This window comes from Ekhidna lutea (assembly GCF_900188325.1).
Lineage (GTDB): Bacteria > Bacteroidota > Bacteroidia > Cytophagales > Cyclobacteriaceae > Ekhidna > Ekhidna lutea.
Genome location: NZ_FZPD01000005.1, coordinates 435,465 through 449,893 on the forward strand (window position 1 = coordinate 435,465; position 14,429 = coordinate 449,893).

At 40.4% G+C, this 14,429-nt stretch carries 17 protein-coding genes; 5 read left to right on the forward strand and 12 right to left on the reverse strand.

The window, feature by feature from the left end; translation table 11 throughout:
* Positions 1–5 precede the first annotated feature (5 nt).
* Both CHB71_RS15885 and hisS read right to left on the reverse strand, forming a co-directional pair.
* Positions 6–1,580 carry a gliding motility-associated C-terminal domain-containing protein gene (locus CHB71_RS15885; RefSeq protein WP_221406745.1) on the reverse strand — a complete coding sequence of 525 codons (1,575 nt, stop codon included), beginning with the start codon at positions 1,578–1,580 and terminating at the stop codon, positions 6–8.
* A gap of 75 nt (positions 1,581–1,655) precedes the next feature.
* Positions 1,656–3,011 (reverse strand): histidine--tRNA ligase, encoded by a 1,356-nt coding sequence (hisS, locus tag CHB71_RS15890; protein WP_089357923.1) that lies wholly within the window; start codon positions 3,009–3,011, stop codon positions 1,656–1,658.
* Between hisS and CHB71_RS18740 the strand changes: the two genes are divergently transcribed.
* Positions 2,992–3,474, forward strand: coding sequence for a histidine biosynthesis protein HisIE (locus CHB71_RS18740; RefSeq protein ID WP_144017456.1), 483 nt, complete (start codon positions 2,992–2,994; stop codon positions 3,472–3,474). The two genes, hisS and CHB71_RS18740, sit on opposite strands and share 20 nt — an antisense overlap.
* A 115-nt stretch (positions 3,475–3,589) precedes the next feature.
* Here CHB71_RS18740 and CHB71_RS15900 read toward each other — a convergent pair whose 3' ends face one another.
* The 4 genes from CHB71_RS15900 to CHB71_RS15915 all read right to left on the reverse strand — a co-directional run bounded on the left by CHB71_RS15900 (position 3,590) and on the right by CHB71_RS15915 (position 6,110).
* Positions 3,590–4,471 carry a hypothetical protein gene (locus CHB71_RS15900; RefSeq protein ID WP_089357924.1) on the reverse strand — a complete coding sequence of 294 codons (882 nt, stop codon included), beginning with the start codon at positions 4,469–4,471 and terminating at the stop codon, positions 3,590–3,592.
* A 100-nt stretch (positions 4,472–4,571) separates the two neighbouring features.
* A complete protein-coding gene (locus CHB71_RS15905; protein WP_089357925.1) occupies positions 4,572–5,087 on the reverse strand; it encodes a hypothetical protein in 516 nt (171 codons plus the stop codon).
* Positions 5,088–5,107: 20 nt separating this feature from the next.
* Positions 5,108–5,611 (reverse strand): DUF4199 domain-containing protein, encoded by a 504-nt coding sequence (locus tag CHB71_RS15910; RefSeq protein WP_089357926.1) that lies wholly within the window; start codon positions 5,609–5,611, stop codon positions 5,108–5,110.
* A 70-nt stretch (positions 5,612–5,681) separates the two neighbouring features.
* Complete coding sequence (locus tag CHB71_RS15915) at positions 5,682–6,110, reverse strand: response regulator transcription factor (protein ID WP_245811328.1); 429 nt, start codon at positions 6,108–6,110, stop codon at positions 5,682–5,684.
* A gap of 38 nt (positions 6,111–6,148) precedes the next feature.
* Here CHB71_RS15915 and CHB71_RS15920 point away from each other — a divergent pair, with 38 nt between their 5' ends.
* Positions 6,149–6,550: a DoxX family protein gene (locus CHB71_RS15920; RefSeq protein ID WP_089357928.1), complete on the forward strand. Its 402-nt coding sequence runs from the start codon at positions 6,149–6,151 to the stop codon at positions 6,548–6,550.
* Positions 6,547–7,116 (forward strand): toxin-antitoxin system YwqK family antitoxin, encoded by a 570-nt coding sequence (locus tag CHB71_RS15925; protein ID WP_089357929.1) that lies wholly within the window; start codon positions 6,547–6,549, stop codon positions 7,114–7,116. The genes CHB71_RS15920 and CHB71_RS15925 overlap by 4 nt, the downstream gene beginning before the upstream one ends.
* A 36-nt stretch (positions 7,117–7,152) precedes the next feature.
* Here the strand turns inward: CHB71_RS15925 and CHB71_RS15930 are convergent, their stop codons facing one another.
* Positions 7,153–7,581: a hypothetical protein gene (locus tag CHB71_RS15930; RefSeq protein ID WP_089357930.1), complete on the reverse strand. Its 429-nt coding sequence runs from the start codon at positions 7,579–7,581 to the stop codon at positions 7,153–7,155.
* A 45-nt stretch (positions 7,582–7,626) separates the two neighbouring features.
* Here CHB71_RS15930 and CHB71_RS15935 point away from each other — a divergent pair, with 45 nt between their 5' ends.
* Both CHB71_RS15935 and CHB71_RS15940 read left to right on the forward strand, forming a co-directional pair.
* Complete coding sequence (locus CHB71_RS15935; protein WP_089357931.1) at positions 7,627–7,836, forward strand: hypothetical protein; 210 nt, start codon at positions 7,627–7,629, stop codon at positions 7,834–7,836.
* A 30-nt stretch (positions 7,837–7,866) separates the two neighbouring features.
* Positions 7,867–8,898 carry a D-alanine--D-alanine ligase family protein gene (locus CHB71_RS15940; RefSeq protein ID WP_089357932.1) on the forward strand — a complete coding sequence of 344 codons (1,032 nt, stop codon included), beginning with the start codon at positions 7,867–7,869 and terminating at the stop codon, positions 8,896–8,898.
* A gap of 312 nt (positions 8,899–9,210) precedes the next feature.
* On the opposite strand, the gene CHB71_RS15945 is transcribed toward CHB71_RS15940, so the two are convergent.
* From CHB71_RS15945 to CHB71_RS15965, 5 genes are all read right to left on the reverse strand, one after another.
* Positions 9,211–9,741, reverse strand: a complete 531-nt coding sequence (locus tag CHB71_RS15945; protein WP_089358076.1) for a GNAT family N-acetyltransferase — start codon at positions 9,739–9,741, stop codon at positions 9,211–9,213.
* A 218-nt stretch (positions 9,742–9,959) separates the two neighbouring features.
* On the reverse strand, positions 9,960–10,529 hold the full coding sequence (locus CHB71_RS15950) for a redoxin domain-containing protein (protein ID WP_245811330.1): 570 nt from the start codon (positions 10,527–10,529) through the stop codon (positions 9,960–9,962).
* Positions 10,530–10,632: 103 nt separating this feature from the next.
* A complete protein-coding gene (locus tag CHB71_RS15955; RefSeq protein WP_089357933.1) occupies positions 10,633–10,929 on the reverse strand; it encodes a rhodanese-like domain-containing protein in 297 nt (98 codons plus the stop codon).
* Between the two features lie 49 nt (positions 10,930–10,978).
* Entirely contained in the window at positions 10,979–11,716 is a 738-nt protein-coding gene (locus CHB71_RS15960; RefSeq protein WP_179213445.1) for a tRNA1(Val) (adenine(37)-N6)-methyltransferase, read from the reverse strand.
* A 94-nt stretch (positions 11,717–11,810) separates the two neighbouring features.
* Positions 11,811–14,426: an ABC transporter permease gene (locus CHB71_RS15965; protein ID WP_089357935.1), complete on the reverse strand. Its 2,616-nt coding sequence runs from the start codon at positions 14,424–14,426 to the stop codon at positions 11,811–11,813.
* Positions 14,427–14,429 lie beyond the last annotated feature (3 nt).

The following is a 14,429-nucleotide window of genomic DNA, read 5'->3' on the forward strand; positions in this document are numbered from 1 at the left end:
TCCTTCTATTTTTTTATCAATGCAAAAGTACCTTTTTGTGACCGGATATCTCCGTCTGCTGTTTCAAAGATTATTTCATACAGATAAGTTCCCTCATTGGCCAAGGAGCCATTGATTGTGCCATCCCACCCGGGTGATGGTTGGTCTGAGGTATAAATGAGCTGACCCCATCTCGTATAGATGTTAGTTGTTGCTATTTCCGTTGGAAGTCCAAATAATTCAAGGGTATCATTAAGTCCATCACCATTTGGAGTGAAAGCATTGGGAACATAAATGACCAATTCATGTCTAACTGTAACAGCATTTGATCGAAGTGTTACTCCATTTGAATACGTAGATGTAGCTGTAATAAATTGCCTGGGGCTGCCATCTTGAGCGTTGAGACGGATGGTGAACTCTTCTGTAGCAATAACTTCTGAAGTTTGAGAAAATGAATTTCCGGACTGATAGGCATTTTGCGGTGCTTCAGTGAAGGAATTAGTCGGTGGAATAAAGGAAACATTATATTCATTTGTCTCAATTCCTTTAGCATCAACGAGTGGTGGGTTTGTTTCTGCTGAATAGAGAATCTGATTACAACTGTCAGTGTAATCAATTTTGTAGAAATATTGCCTGCCATTGGACCCAATACGATCTGTGAATGATCCGGTTTGATCTGGTCGCTCTTCAAACGTTCCTCCTTGAATCCGTCGATAGATTTTGAATGTGCCTACATTAACATCATCAAGATTGATATAAATACCGGAAGAGTCATATGTTGAATACAGCTCTTCAAAAGGAGATAATGAGAGATCGGTAGATTCGGAACAAAAATCCGAACTGGATTCGGAGGTATCGTTGCAAGGGTCATAAGCCTCTACATTCAGACAAAAAGAGGCCTTTTCAAATGGTATATCATAAAATATCTGTGTGGTCTGATCCAGATATCCATCAAAAATGGTTGAGGTAGCAGTTTGTATAATATTTACCCGATAATTTGTGAGCGTATCGATGCTGCTTAACTCTAAATATAAAGTAAATACATCCTTACAGGTTTCCTTTATTGATGCATCCAAGATTTCCGGAGCATCTAGTGTCGGGATTGGCACAATATCTTCCGTGTAACTCGAACAAATCTCATCGGCATGATTAAAAAAGCCTTTGAGCGAGATGGTAGTTACATTTGAACTCCCAAAAGTATATTCAGCTGTTTCGTTTTGCTGCAGTGTTACTGAGTCTGTAGCGGTGAAATACACCCGAAGACTGTCGTAGTAGTTGTCAATAGAAGTGACCGAAATTTGCTGTCCGTTACATTTCTGAATTTCTACCTCCGGCTTCCTTGATTCCAGCGCTTCCACAAATAAAGTATCTCTTTTGTCAACCCCATCCTGGCCAACTATCTGAATAATCTGGTATACTCCTGGATCCTGGTAGGTGAACGTTTGGCTATTGGTGATGCTAGCACCATCAAAGTAGTAGTACTGTCTTGTAATATCTCCAAAAGAGTCAAGCTCCGTGATATTTACTGTCATCGGGTTACAACCGCGATCAAATTCAACAGAAAACCGCCCTTTGCTGCTAAGAACCTGTGCATGGTTCATTAGCGGTACAAACAACAAACATATAATATGTATCCAGCGGTGCATCAATCAGATATACGAACAACTTTCGTAAAGTTAACCTTTAAACTCCCGGATTATTTCATCCAGCGTCATGGGTTTTTGATTGCCAGACTTCATGTCTTTTAACATGAATTTGCCTGTTTTTACTTCATCATCACCAATAATCAGTGTAAATGGGGTTTGAATTTTATCTGCGTAATTGAATTGCTTTTTAATTTTATCTGATTCAGGATACAGGTCAGCCTTAATTCCAGCCTCACGAAGTTTCATTACTACGGTTTGACTGTGAAGCAGGTTTGATTCACTGAAGTGAACAATGAGGACTTCCAGTCTTTGGGTAATTTCCTCTGGAAAAAGATCAAGCTCTTCCATAACATCATATATCCGATCCAGGCCAAATGAAATGCCTATACCTGATATGCCCTGCAATCCGAAAACACCAGTAAGATTGTCGTATCGACCACCTCCACAAATACTTCCCATTTGTACACTTGTAGGCTTCACTTCGTAGATCATCCCGGTATAATAGGAGAGACCCCTTGCCAGGCTTAAATCCAATTCGATTTTAAGATTTTTATCTGCAAATTGATCCAGCGCTTCAAAGTATTGGATGATTTCTTTAACGCCCTTGTTGCCAGGGTCAATGGCACTTACTTTTTCAATGAGGTGCTCCCTGCTATTGGAGGTTAGTAGTTCCATCACTTCTCTCATTTTAACATTGTCCCCTCCAAGGACAAGGACATTCTCAATCACTCGTTCTTCACCTATCTTATCCAGCTTGTCTATCTCCGCACAGAATGCCACGGCCTGATCCTTTAGCTCCACGTATTCTGCAAGCATGAAAAGGATTTCTCGATGGTTGATTTTTATTACATAATCTTCTAAGCCCAGATCATTGAAGACATCATTGAATAATAGTGTGAGCTCAGCTTCATTCCAGATACCACGACTACCAATAATATCGGCATCACATTGATAAAACTCTCTATATCTACCTTTTTGTGGTCTGTCTGCCCGCCATACCGGTTGTATCTGGAAGCGCTTGAAAGGAAATGAAATCTCATGCTGATTCATCACTACATATCTTGCAAAAGGGACCGTGAGATCATAGCGTAAGCCTTTATCCGCGATTTTGTTTGTCAGGTGCTTACTTCCCAGTTCATAATCTGAGGGGTTGGTTTTACTTAGGTAGTCTCCTGAGTTTAAAATTTTGTAAAGCAGTTGGTCACCTTCATCTCCGTATTTTCCTGTCAGAACGGATAAGTTTTCCATGGATGGTGTTTCAAGCTGGCTGAATCCATATTTGATAAAGTTCTGCTTGATTTTATCAATTATATAGGTACGTTTCGCAGAAACTTCAGGACCGAAATCGCGTGTGCCTCGAGGTAGAGTGGGCTTACTTTTAGACATTCAATTTTCGTTTTGGACAAAACTACATAATAACCTAAATTTGCGGCTCATTTCACATAAGAAGACCAGAGCAATGGCCGTAACAAGATTAGAAAGAAAAGGAAGAAAAAATAAAAATGTCGCTAAGAATAGGGTGAACACGATGAAACGTTTGAATTCGGTTCCCACTATCAAGAATGTTGACATAGACGAGATAAAAGCAGAATTCGAGCAAAAAGCTAAGTCTAAAAAAGCTGCCCCAAAAGCTGAAAAAGCTGAGGCACCTAAGAAAGAAGCTACACCGAAAGCTGCTAAAGCAGAAACGGTTGAAGCACCGAAAAAGGAAACCAAAAAAGCTGCTCCTAAGAAAAAAGCTGAACCAAAAGCAGCTGAGAAAAAGGAAGCTAAGCCTAAAGCTGAAAAAAAAGAAACTAAGAAAGCTGCACCGAAGAAAGCAGCTCCTAAGAAAAAAGAGGATAAGTAATTATCCTTTATTATCAAGCCAAACATTCCCCTGATGGTAACGTCAGGGGTTTTTTTTATGCATAAAAAAAGCGCCGAGTATTCGACGCTTCTCTGATTAGGTAGATTAAGTGTATTTATTCTTGAGTAATACGCTCTCTTATTCTTTTCACCTCAAGTGTAATATCTCGCATCACATCTTTGGTAAGTATAAAATCGGGATCGCTCTCCATTTTTTCTTCAATGTCCTGAAGGTCACCCTTGTAAAGCCTGTCTAAAATAGACAATTCGGTAATCATATCCGCAATGGTGTCATCAAACGGAAGATCATTTAATACCTGTAGAATATCCAGAAGCGCCTGTTCTTCACCAATTACAATTTCAACTAATGGCTCCAGTAGTTTTTGATTTTCAGGAGTGTTTGGGTAAGTCTCCAGTGTTATTACTGCCTGATAAAGCCCCTCAACAAAACTACCTGTCAGAGCAAGGCCAGCCATGGTAAGGTGATGGTCTTCTTCCATTTTCAGACTGGTTTCCAGAAATAACTTCCCTAAGATTCTCCCGATTTCTTCCTCATTTTGTGAGCTGATGTGTCCCCTGAATTCGTTAAGGTCGTCTTCATTATAGATTGCAGAGTCACCAAGGAATTCAGCAATGGTGTGGGAAGCCTTTAGGTAATCTATGCAATCCTCTTCATGACCATATGCTGCCAGATAACTAATGTCTGATGCGTAAATACCCATATTCAGGGCCATTTTATCTCTATTGTTTTTATATGATTCTATGTTATCCAGTGAATTGATATGTGCTCTGTCAAATTCTGCACCAATGGATTTTAAAGTGAAAGGGACTAACGATGGATCAGGAAAATCTTCCATTAACTGCTCCAGGTCATGCATTGTTTTCTCTTCGGCCAACTCCTCTTTGGATTTTTCATCCTTTCCAGACGATGAACTGGTACATCCTGATAAGAAAATTAAAAGAGATAAAATAGTAAGTACTTTGTTAGATGACTTCATAGGTTGTGTGTGTATCGATTCTCTATTCAAGTTTAATGGTTTTTGCGTTAATAAATCTTTGATTTAAGATTTAAAGTATGCTTTTATGGATTTAATAACACTAATCCCCCAGGTCATATAATATACCCGGAGTATCGTATATCTCCTCGTCTAAGTAAACCTCCAGTTTGGTCTCAACAGAAAAACTACTAGCATTAAAAATGAAGTTTTCCTCGCCTTCATTAAAAAAGATTTTTACCGTTGGAGGAGTGATCACTACATCAATCATTGTTTCTGTAGAATCAGAGTTCTTTATATTAAGCGGAAGTGAGTCATCATCTTCCAAGTTTTCAGTTCCTGCGACCTTCCATGTGATAGAAGAACCGTTTGAGAATTGTAAATTCAGTTTTTGAAATGTATTAGGGACTTTGAAGCTGAACCAGGCAGGACCATCGGCCTGAAGCCGGTTCAACTTGCCTCTTCTTTTACTTGATACGCTAGATTTAACGTCATCGTTTATATAGGTGCCGGATTCACTTTTCTCTAGTTTGAGACTAGTTGAGCGACTTTCACCACCAGAGGAGCTGCAGGCCAAAAACAGACCTGCAACTACCCAAATAGAATATTTTGATATCATAGAGGAAAGTTAGATAGAATCTATTTCCTCTTCAATATCAGAGCTGAAATTAGTGTCACAATTAGCCCAACAGGGAATATCTCTGTGAAAGTTACTGCTGCCATCACATGTGGTTGCTGGTAGGTCTCAATCCATTCATTGATGTCCTCAATCTGCTTTTGTTTTTCTTCTTCGCTAATATCCAATTGTTCTACCATCTCTACTTGCGAGGCTCCATATTTATCTGCAAAATCCGGAGCGAAGGCAGGCAAATAAATCATCCAGCCGATCACATAGATGACGGAGGCTACAAGGGTTATTCCAAGTCCGTTTAAGAATCCCTCTTTGAATGATAGTGATCCTTTTTCATCACGAATGCTTTTGACACCCATAAATACTGCAGTTAAGGCTGCAACCATAATGGCATACCCTACAATTTCACCACCTGCAAAATCTGTCGAATCAAATCCAAGTGTGATGAACCATGACGCTACAATCAGCCCACCGCTGATCAATCCGTACTTAAGTGCTACTTTTTTATTCATATTTTTTTTGGTTCAAATCACCGGCTATTTGTCCGGATTTACTTCATTCTTTTGGGTGATTTAATCAAAATCATCCTTTTGGAGTAGGAATCAACGCCAGATCTCTTGCCTTTTGAATTGCTTGCGTTCTGCGTTTGACATTAAGTTTAGTATAAATATTAGAGATGTGAGTTTTGGCTGTATTAAGTGAAACAAAAAGCTTATCTGCCACCTCCTGATTGGAAAACCCCTGGGCCAATAACTCAAGCACCTCTACCTCACGTTTACTCAATCCAAGTTTACTTCCATCGTATTTTTCAGAGGTATTTTTATTGAAAAGTTTCATTCCCAGCCATATTCCAAAAACGAGAAATAGCAATCCTATAATACCACCAAAAAGCTCCATTTGGATATCTCGTACCATTGCTTTGTAGTGAATGACCTGAAGAAGAACCATTAATAGTCCCATGACACCACCATAAATCCAATAGATTCTATTTAACTTCTGTAGCCTTTTCAAAATCTTTAATAATTTTCACACCGAAATAATCAAAGCCTATGCTAACCAAGATCGCTTATTTTATTGCTCGATTTGCCGCTGCTATTATAATGGGACAGACACTTTATTTCAAATTTACAAGTTCTCCTGAGTCCATCTATATTTTTACAACTGTAGGCATGGAACCATGGGGACGATGGCTGGTGGGCATTCTTGAATTGGTAGCAGCCGTTACGCTTGTCATCCCACGGACCGCATGGCTTGGAGGGGCATTAGCTGTTGGGCTTATGATTGGAGCTATTGGCATGCACCTGACCGTACTTGGAATAGAAGTAATGGGTGATAAAGGACAGCTATTTTATTATGCTATGATCATATTTCTTTGCGGTCTCTATGTTGTGTTTAACAATAGAGAAAAGATTTTTAATGAAGTATTACCTAAAATTTTGAACCGAAAATGAAAAAATCTATTTGGGTTTTAGCAATTGTTGCAAGCGCTTGCGGAAATTCAAATTCTACCTATACGTCTGTTGAGGGTAGTCAAATTCCAGTCGATGCAATTGTGCAGGATTATGCTGCGATACCCAATTTGCAAAAAGCTATAGTTAAAGCCGGAGATGTAACAATTGGTGAGGGAGATTTTCTTAATGGCCTGTATCATGGAACGTGGACCAGCTATGATTCTGAAGGAAAGGTCCAATCTATCACCACCTACTATGAGGGTGCCAGGAATGGTGTTGAATTGATTTTTGACAATCAGGGATACGTGCAGACCAAAGCATCGTACCACAATGATCAATTGAGTGGTGAGTACCTGATGTTTAACAGAAGAAAGTTGATCGAGCGGAAAAATTACAGCGGTGGGATTCTAAATGGGATACAGCAAAAATTTTATGTAAATGGAACGGTGATGGAAGAGTCCTATTATGAAAAAGGAAAAATCCACGGCGTTGCACGGTGGTATGATCAGGAGGGGAACTTAACTATCGAGTACGAATATGATATGGGACAGCTGGTTGAAGAGTAATTACACTCTTCAACTAACCTTCCATTATTGCTCGCTTTACTGATCGTCAGATTCTTCAGGATCTTCTTGCTGCCTTTCGAATGAATGTGTGGTAATACAGCCGGAAGCTTCATTGGTGGTCGAAAGAGTCAGTGTAGTGCTGTTGACAGTGACGTCAAATGTTTCACATTCTAGTTCACCATCTTCTTCAACACAAAGCGTCAACCCACCATCTGTATTCCATGTGCCTGTACGAATTGGAAGCCCTTCCTGGTAGGTGTAAGTTCCGTCTGCACTGAGAATCAGCCGGAAGCACCGCGTCTCATCGCATGTCAGATTATTACTCGAGTTGTTTGTGTCACATTCTGTAACGGACACATTAGTGCCTACCCAGACCCCTACATATGAGCCTGACCTGTCATCATCCTTACATCCGGGAGTAAAGATTATCGTGATTGTTGCAAGAACTGTTAGAAATTTTTTCATAAAGTAAAAGTAAATCAAAATTGGCTGAATAATATTGCTTTGAATATGAGTGGACTGGCATTTTCGAGTATGCGGGTAGGTAAAAAGTACCGACTTGTCAACTATGGTGAAAAGAGTGAATTTACCTTGATAGAGGTGGTGGGCAGAAATGACTATCGGCTCAAGGATCTGTTTTCGATGGAGAACTACCTAATGAGCGACCTTACTCAGTATGGAAAGGGTGAAGATTTTGAACTTAGGGAAATCTATGACTAAAACGGTATTTAATTATCTAGAAATGAATTTATGAGAAATCTTCTGATCCTTTGCGGTGGCCAATCTCCCGAACATGAAATTTCCGTTCGGTCTACAAAGAATATTCTGGCTGCTATTGACCGCTCTAAATATTCGATCACACTGATCGGTATTTCTAAAGCCGGCATGTGGAAACATCTTGACGAAGGTCAGCTTTTAGAAACCGTAGATGAGCAGGGAGAGGGGGTTAAGATTGTGCCTGGAGCTTCTCATTGCTTCGAAACTCAACATGGGAAACTACCTGGTTTTGATGTGTGTTTTCCGATTTTGCATGGACCCAATGGTGAGGATGGTACTATTCAGGGCTTACTACGCTTGATGAATATCCCTTTTGTAGGTCCGTCAGTACTTGCCTCTGCAGCTTCTATGGACAAAGATGTCACTAAGAGACTTTTGCGAGATTCAGGACTGATGGTAGCCAACTGGATACTAATACATAAAGGAGAAGGAACTCCTTCTTTTGAGGAGGTAGAAAAGCAGTTGGGATCAGTAGTTTTTGTAAAGCCTGCCAATATGGGGTCATCTGTAGGTGTACATCGGGTGACCAATAAAGAAGAGTGGGATGTCGCTATCAGTGATGCATTGGCGTACGATAAAAAAGTGTTGGTAGAGCAGGCCATTAACGGCCGAGAATTAGAATGCGCAGTATTAGGAAACGATAATCCCAAAGCCACAGGGGTAGGTGAGGTGCAGTCAGGCGATTTTTATTCTTACGAGGAAAAGTATGCTTCCGGGTCTGATGCAGAGATTGTAATTCCTGCTAAGATTGATGAAAAATATCTTCCTGCATTGAAACAAACAGCTGTCAAAGCTTACAAAGTGCTTGATTGTGAAGGCTTGGCAAGGGTAGATATGTTTTTAACCGAAGAAGGAACCATCCTGGTGAATGAGATAAATACGATTCCTGGTTTTACAAGCATAAGCATGTATCCTAAACTTTGGGAAGAAGAAGGTCTGAGCTACGCAGATTTGATAGATCGATTGATTGAACTGGCGATTGAAAGAGGCACTGGCTGCCGTTAAAGAAGTGGTTTGAGGTTTGCCCGAGAAGGTGAAACTTTCAGGCAAACACTATTGATGTGTACAAAGTGCGTTAAGAAGAACTCAGTACTTGTTCTTCTTTTCTTTCTTCTCAGCTTTTTTCTCCTTGGCCGTCTTAGCAGGAGCTTTTTTTACAGCTTTTTTGGCGTCTTGTCCTTTTCCCATGGTTTCTATTGATTTTAAGAAAGCTAATGTCGCTATTTCCGAGTGAGGAAATGATAAAGTTCTGTGAATTTATTTTCACAAACCTGGAATGCATTTCATGTGGATATGAAGCAAGGTAATGACATATTTTTATTCATTAAATTCTTTAGGATATTCTACAGTTCCACTTACATCCTTTAGTCCATTTTCGATTAATTCAATAGCCATACAATTCTCTTTTGGTACTTCAAACGGCAATTCTATTTTGTAATTATCTGCTTGTTTATACCCGAATCTTGGATAATACTTTTCGTGACCTAGTAGAACTATTGATTGATACCCTAATTCTTTAGCTCTTTTATGAGCTTCTTTTATCAACATTCCTCCAATCCCTTTTCCTTGATATTCCGGAAGGACAGAGACAGGTGCAAGTGCTAATGAGTCGAACTCATTTTCTCCATTTTTAATTTTCAGTTTTGTCAATAAAATATGTCCAACAATATTATTCTCAAACTCTGCTACTAATGACAATTCGGGAATAAAAGCATCTGATTTTCTCAATCTATCCACTAAAAACTGCTCTTTGTGGTCGGTCATTTGTTCCGGTTCAAATGCTTTTTCAATCAAGTTAAAAACGGTATGAAAATCATTAGGTTCTTCCTTACGTATCGTTAAATTCATCTTTATTTTTTCGTTCTTGTTGCATTTCGATTGCATACACAACAATAATGTAATGCGCACAGCGCGTCTAGGATCTTGTTTAGTCTAAGGTGCTCATAGCCATTAAACCTACCTTAAGGCGACAATTAAGTGTTTGTAGTCGATTGCACAAGGCTATAACAGGCACTTTAAATATATAAAAACGGTTTAGTTACTTGCCAGATAGCGGGTATGCTATTTTAACCATTCGCGAACTGCACAATTTCATCAATGGCCATCCGATCCCTTAGGCCATTTGCGTAGTGGACCTTGCGTATAATCCCTCGCTCATCCATCAGGAATTCGGCTGGAATGGTTTTGATAGATTCATTCCCACTCATCCAGTGAATCGGAAGTCCTTTTTTCTTCGCTTCGAACACTTTTTGGAAGAAGCTTGTGAAATGACTTTTTGCGGATTTAATACCAGAATTTTCTACGCCGTATGCATCATACCAAACTTTGTCAGGGTCAGCTATGAGTGGGATAGGAGAGATGGTCTTGTGAAAGTTGCTTGAAAGCAAAAGTTCTTTTTTTGATTCGAAAAAGAAGATCATCTCCATTCTCTTGGCCTTAAGCGCTTCATGATGCTTTAGCAAATTGTGAACTCTGGTATTGCAAAATGGGCATCCGGCATGTCGAAAGAATGCGATGAGTACTTTCTTCCCCTTGTAATCCGTAAGGTCGATTTCTCGATCGAAGATGTCTGTAAGCTTAAATGCGGGTGCCGGAGCATTCAGGTCAAGGGTTATTCTCCCTTCAGAATTTGTCATTTGAAATATGTTGGTAACAGATATGACTACCTACGTATGAAATGATTCAGCTAGATTTTATTAAAGCTTTCATTACCCAATACTTCAATCTAAAAAGGCGAATTTAAAGTCCGTATTTCTCCAGACTCATCCAGCCACCACCGTTCATCACCTTAAAGCCTTGGGCTTTAAGCATGCGTTTGACTTGTCCACTTCTCATGCCTGAAGCACAGCAAGTGATAATAGGCTTTGTTTTATCCAGTTGGCCCATGTAACTGGGAATGCTGTCCATAGGGATGTTTTTACTGGTGCGGAGATGCCCACCTTCATATTCAGTTTTGGTTCGAACGTCAATGATGGTAGCGTCTTCCTGAATGAATTGTTTTATTTTTTTACTTTTTCCTGTGAGTAGTCCTAGCATGGTTGTTAATTCTGATTCTAACCTAAAAGTAACCTCGGATTAAAAAAGTTCAAAGAGGTGAATTATATGCTAAATAATAATCCTTTAACAACTCCCAACTTTCTTTTGTGTATTTGCGATCTGAATCCCGGATAATCATTTCAGTAGTTGATTCCTGCCCTTTTGAAAACCTGAAATGTGTCATTACCCGAAATACAGGATGATTTTTTTGATTTCTTACAATCACCTGGCGGATAGGAAAGAGTTCTTTGGTTAATGCCATGGTTTTGAATGCTTTCATCTCTTGCTCCGGGTAGATGAGGTAGAAACTACCATCCGGATCGAGTAAGCGAATAGCGTGATCAAGCAAATCTTCAGCTTCTAAGCTACTTGAATGAAGCGCTTGATTCTTGCCGCTATCAGCACCTTGCTTACTGTTCTTGAAGAAAGGAGGATTGCAAATGATCAGATCATATTTCTCATCTGTTTGGAAATCCTGAATAGAAGTTTGATGACCGGATAGTCTGTCGCTCCATTTCGATTCCTTAAAATTTTGAGTGGCTTCCCCGAAGGCTTGTTCGTTGATCTCTACTGTATCAATCCGACTTAATTCACTTACCTGCGCCAGCATTAGAGACAGGAGGCCTGTTCCTGTCCCAATGTCGAGAATCTGAGAAGGCTCCTTTTTAAATTTCTGAATTTCACTTGCTACCCAACCTCCAAAAAGACATCCATCAGTAGTCACCTTCATTCCTGACTGAGCTTGTTCTATTCGGAATTGTTTGAACTGAAAGTAGGTATTGGGCATGGAGCGAAGATATATCAACGTCATTGCGAGTAACGAAGGAAATGAAGCAATCTCGATATTAAGATTGCTTCACTACGTTCGCAATGACGGTTAATTAATCATTTCTCAGGTTTGTTGCAGGATTAATTCGTGTGATCTTGTTTACCTGCCAGTAGATGGCAGCTCCACCCAACAGTAAAGTGACTGATATGCTGAGGAAGATTTCAAGTACTCCCACACCATCACCGTATTTGTTGAATATCGAAACCAATACATTGTCATAAAACAGGTAGGAGGCCGGGATGGCGATCAATAAGGCTATGGCCCATAATTTAAGAAAAAGACCGGCCAGTGAGCCATACAAATTTCGTTTGGTTGCGCCCAGAGTTTTTCTAATGGCCACCTCCTTGGTTCGATTCTCTGTAGCATAAATCACCATACCCAGTAAACCCAAACAGGAAATGGAGATAGCCAGGATGGCCAAAAAACCGAATATTTGAATTCCAACTCTAAAGAAATGGTAGGCATTATCGATTTCGGTCTCCAGTAGGGTGGCCTTAAAAGGGACGTTTGGAAAAAGCTGGTCCCAGTGCTTAGCCAACAGCTTAGAAGCAGCTAGCTTGTTTTCCATTGGAAGCTTTACCATGCAATAGGTGAGTTGATCCGGATCAATACGAAGCATCATGGGTTCCATGCTTTCATTCAGTGGTTCATGATTGTAATTCTCAATGATACCTACCACGTGAGCTCTATGCCCGCCACTGAGTAAAATATTCAAGGTGTCCGTAAAATTCATTTGCTTTAGCCTTCTAATCATCTCTTCATTAACCACCACTTTCTCAGGGGTATTTGCACCTGTAGTTAACGACTCTCCCCAGAGGAGCTCAAGATTCATGTGATTGATGAATTGGTCATCTACAAATACCTGCTTGAATCGCATAGAGTCTTGATTTTCGGGGTGATGAGCGTACACCTGATTATAAAGAGATGTTCCAGGGATACTCGAACTAAAGCTAACCGCCTCAATCCGTGAATCTGTGATTAATTCTGTTTTGAGCAGCTCAGTTTCCATTCCCTGGGTGTAGATGATAAAGGTATCTTCTGTAGTGAATGGCAACTGAAACGATCTGCTTTCATGGTACTGTTTGAGGAGAACGCCAATGCCGATCATGAACCCGAGGGTCAGCGTAAATTGAAAGACCATTAACCCTTTTCGTATACCGGAGATAGATACTTTTTTCGAAGCATCTGATCGCAAGGCCTGTATCGGGGATATTTTCGCAAAAAAAAAAGCGGGTCCAAGACCTGTCAGAATTCCGGTAAGAACTGCAAAGCCTATGAAAACTAGAATGAGTGTTGGCGAGATATCAAAAACCAATGCATTTCCTCCAGCGACCATGCTTGCAAAACCTGTTTTGATCTCATTGAAGATGAATGCTGAGATGAAAAGTGAAGACAAACAGATGAGTGTGGTTTCTACCAGGAATTGATTAATAATATGTTTACGATGGCTGCCCATCACCTTTCGAATCCCCACTTCTTTTGAGCGCTTGAGGGCTATGGCAATCGACATGTTGGCGTAGTTGAAGCAGGCAGGTATCAATATGAGTAATGAAATGCCAAAGAATACCAGCATGGTAGGCATATCAAACTGAATACCTATTCCGTCATTGAGGAGCTCACCCGGGGTGATGTCCAGTAGGGACTGCAGGTGATAGGTTGCCTCCCTGTTTTCATTTTGGAATTCAATTAATCCTGCTTTACCTATATCATTCATCCGGCTCTGCACCTCTTCTGCTTTCCCTTTTTCAATGGCGAAATAGTAATAGCTATGCGTAAAAGTGGTCCAGATGGATGTTTGATAGTTGGCATCAAACTTCTCAGAAAGTGCAAAACCAGTTATTATATCAAACCTTAGATGAGTCCTTTTGGGAAATGCTTTGAGAACACCAGCTACCTGCAGCTGTCCCCATTCTTCTGTCATCAGGGTTTTTCCGAGGGCCTCCTGCTCACCAAATAGCTTGGTGGCCAATTCTTTGGTAATGATCACCTTCCCGGGTTCATTCAGCACTTCCGGAGTGCCGGACTCCATCTCAAAAGCAAAAACATCAAAGAATGAGGGCTCGGTATGATATCCATAAGTTCGGATGTTATTGCCATGATGGTCAATCAGTGCAGTGAAACTTTCATCGATATGAACGGATTTGTAGATGGACGGAATCACCTCATCCATTCGGTAGGTAAGTGCGGGAGGAGAGGAGGAGTACTTTTCCCTATCTCCTTCAAGTTCCACCGTGGTGGTTACCCGGTACACATCCTCTGCATTTGGGTGATAGTTGTCAAACTGTTTGAGTTCCACATACATGGCCATTGCCAGTAAGGCAATGGACATACCTATTGATAGCCCCAGCACATTGATAAGCGTAAACGCACGTTGCTTTTTAAGATTTCTAAGGGAGATTTTCAGATAATTTTTGAACATCGTCATTGAGTTTTTGTGATAAAAGGAAGAGTAAGCGGCTTTTGACTTCCGCTTTTTTAGTCCATAAGAAAATAGTAGAGAAAGTACCTGCACCCAGTATATGATGTCCGCTTTCAGTTTTCCTGATTGTTCAAGGGTTAGTCCATAGACCTCATCCAGGTCTCCTTGAATGTCTTCCAGGTCAGCCTTTCCGGCGTGCCATTTCAGTAGCCGCTGGGCAAGAATCGGTGGGTGTTTGTCCGCTCTCATCGG

Coding starts and splice junctions, on each gene's coding strand:
- CHB71_RS15885 (WP_221406745.1), bottom strand. CDS start 1,580: ATGAACCATGCACAGGTTCTTAGCAGCAAAGGGCGGTTTTCTGTTGAA.
- hisS (WP_089357923.1), bottom strand. CDS start 3,011: ATGTCTAAAAGTAAGCCCACTCTACCTCGAGGCACACGCGATTTCGGT.
- CHB71_RS15900 (WP_089357924.1), bottom strand. CDS start 4,471: ATGAAGTCATCTAACAAAGTACTTACTATTTTATCTCTTTTAATTTTC.
- CHB71_RS15905 (WP_089357925.1), bottom strand. CDS start 5,087: ATGATATCAAAATATTCTATTTGGGTAGTTGCAGGTCTGTTTTTGGCC.
- CHB71_RS15910 (WP_089357926.1), bottom strand. CDS start 5,611: ATGAATAAAAAAGTAGCACTTAAGTACGGATTGATCAGCGGTGGGCTG.
- CHB71_RS15920 (WP_089357928.1), top strand. CDS start 6,149: ATGCTAACCAAGATCGCTTATTTTATTGCTCGATTTGCCGCTGCTATT.
- CHB71_RS15925 (WP_089357929.1), top strand. CDS start 6,547: ATGAAAAAATCTATTTGGGTTTTAGCAATTGTTGCAAGCGCTTGCGGA.
- CHB71_RS15930 (WP_089357930.1), bottom strand. CDS start 7,581: ATGAAAAAATTTCTAACAGTTCTTGCAACAATCACGATAATCTTTACT.
- CHB71_RS15935 (WP_089357931.1), top strand. CDS start 7,627: ATGAGTGGACTGGCATTTTCGAGTATGCGGGTAGGTAAAAAGTACCGA.
- CHB71_RS15940 (WP_089357932.1), top strand. CDS start 7,867: ATGAGAAATCTTCTGATCCTTTGCGGTGGCCAATCTCCCGAACATGAA.
- CHB71_RS15945 (WP_089358076.1), bottom strand. CDS start 9,741: ATGAATTTAACGATACGTAAGGAAGAACCTAATGATTTTCATACCGTT.
- CHB71_RS15950 (WP_245811330.1), bottom strand. CDS start 10,529: ATGACAAATTCTGAAGGGAGAATAACCCTTGACCTGAATGCTCCGGCA.
- CHB71_RS15955 (WP_089357933.1), bottom strand. CDS start 10,929: ATGCTAGGACTACTCACAGGAAAAAGTAAAAAAATAAAACAATTCATT.
- CHB71_RS15960 (WP_179213445.1), bottom strand. CDS start 11,716: ATGCCCAATACCTACTTTCAGTTCAAACAATTCCGAATAGAACAAGCT.
- CHB71_RS15965 (WP_089357935.1), bottom strand. CDS start 14,426: ATGAGAGCGGACAAACACCCACCGATTCTTGCCCAGCGGCTACTGAAA.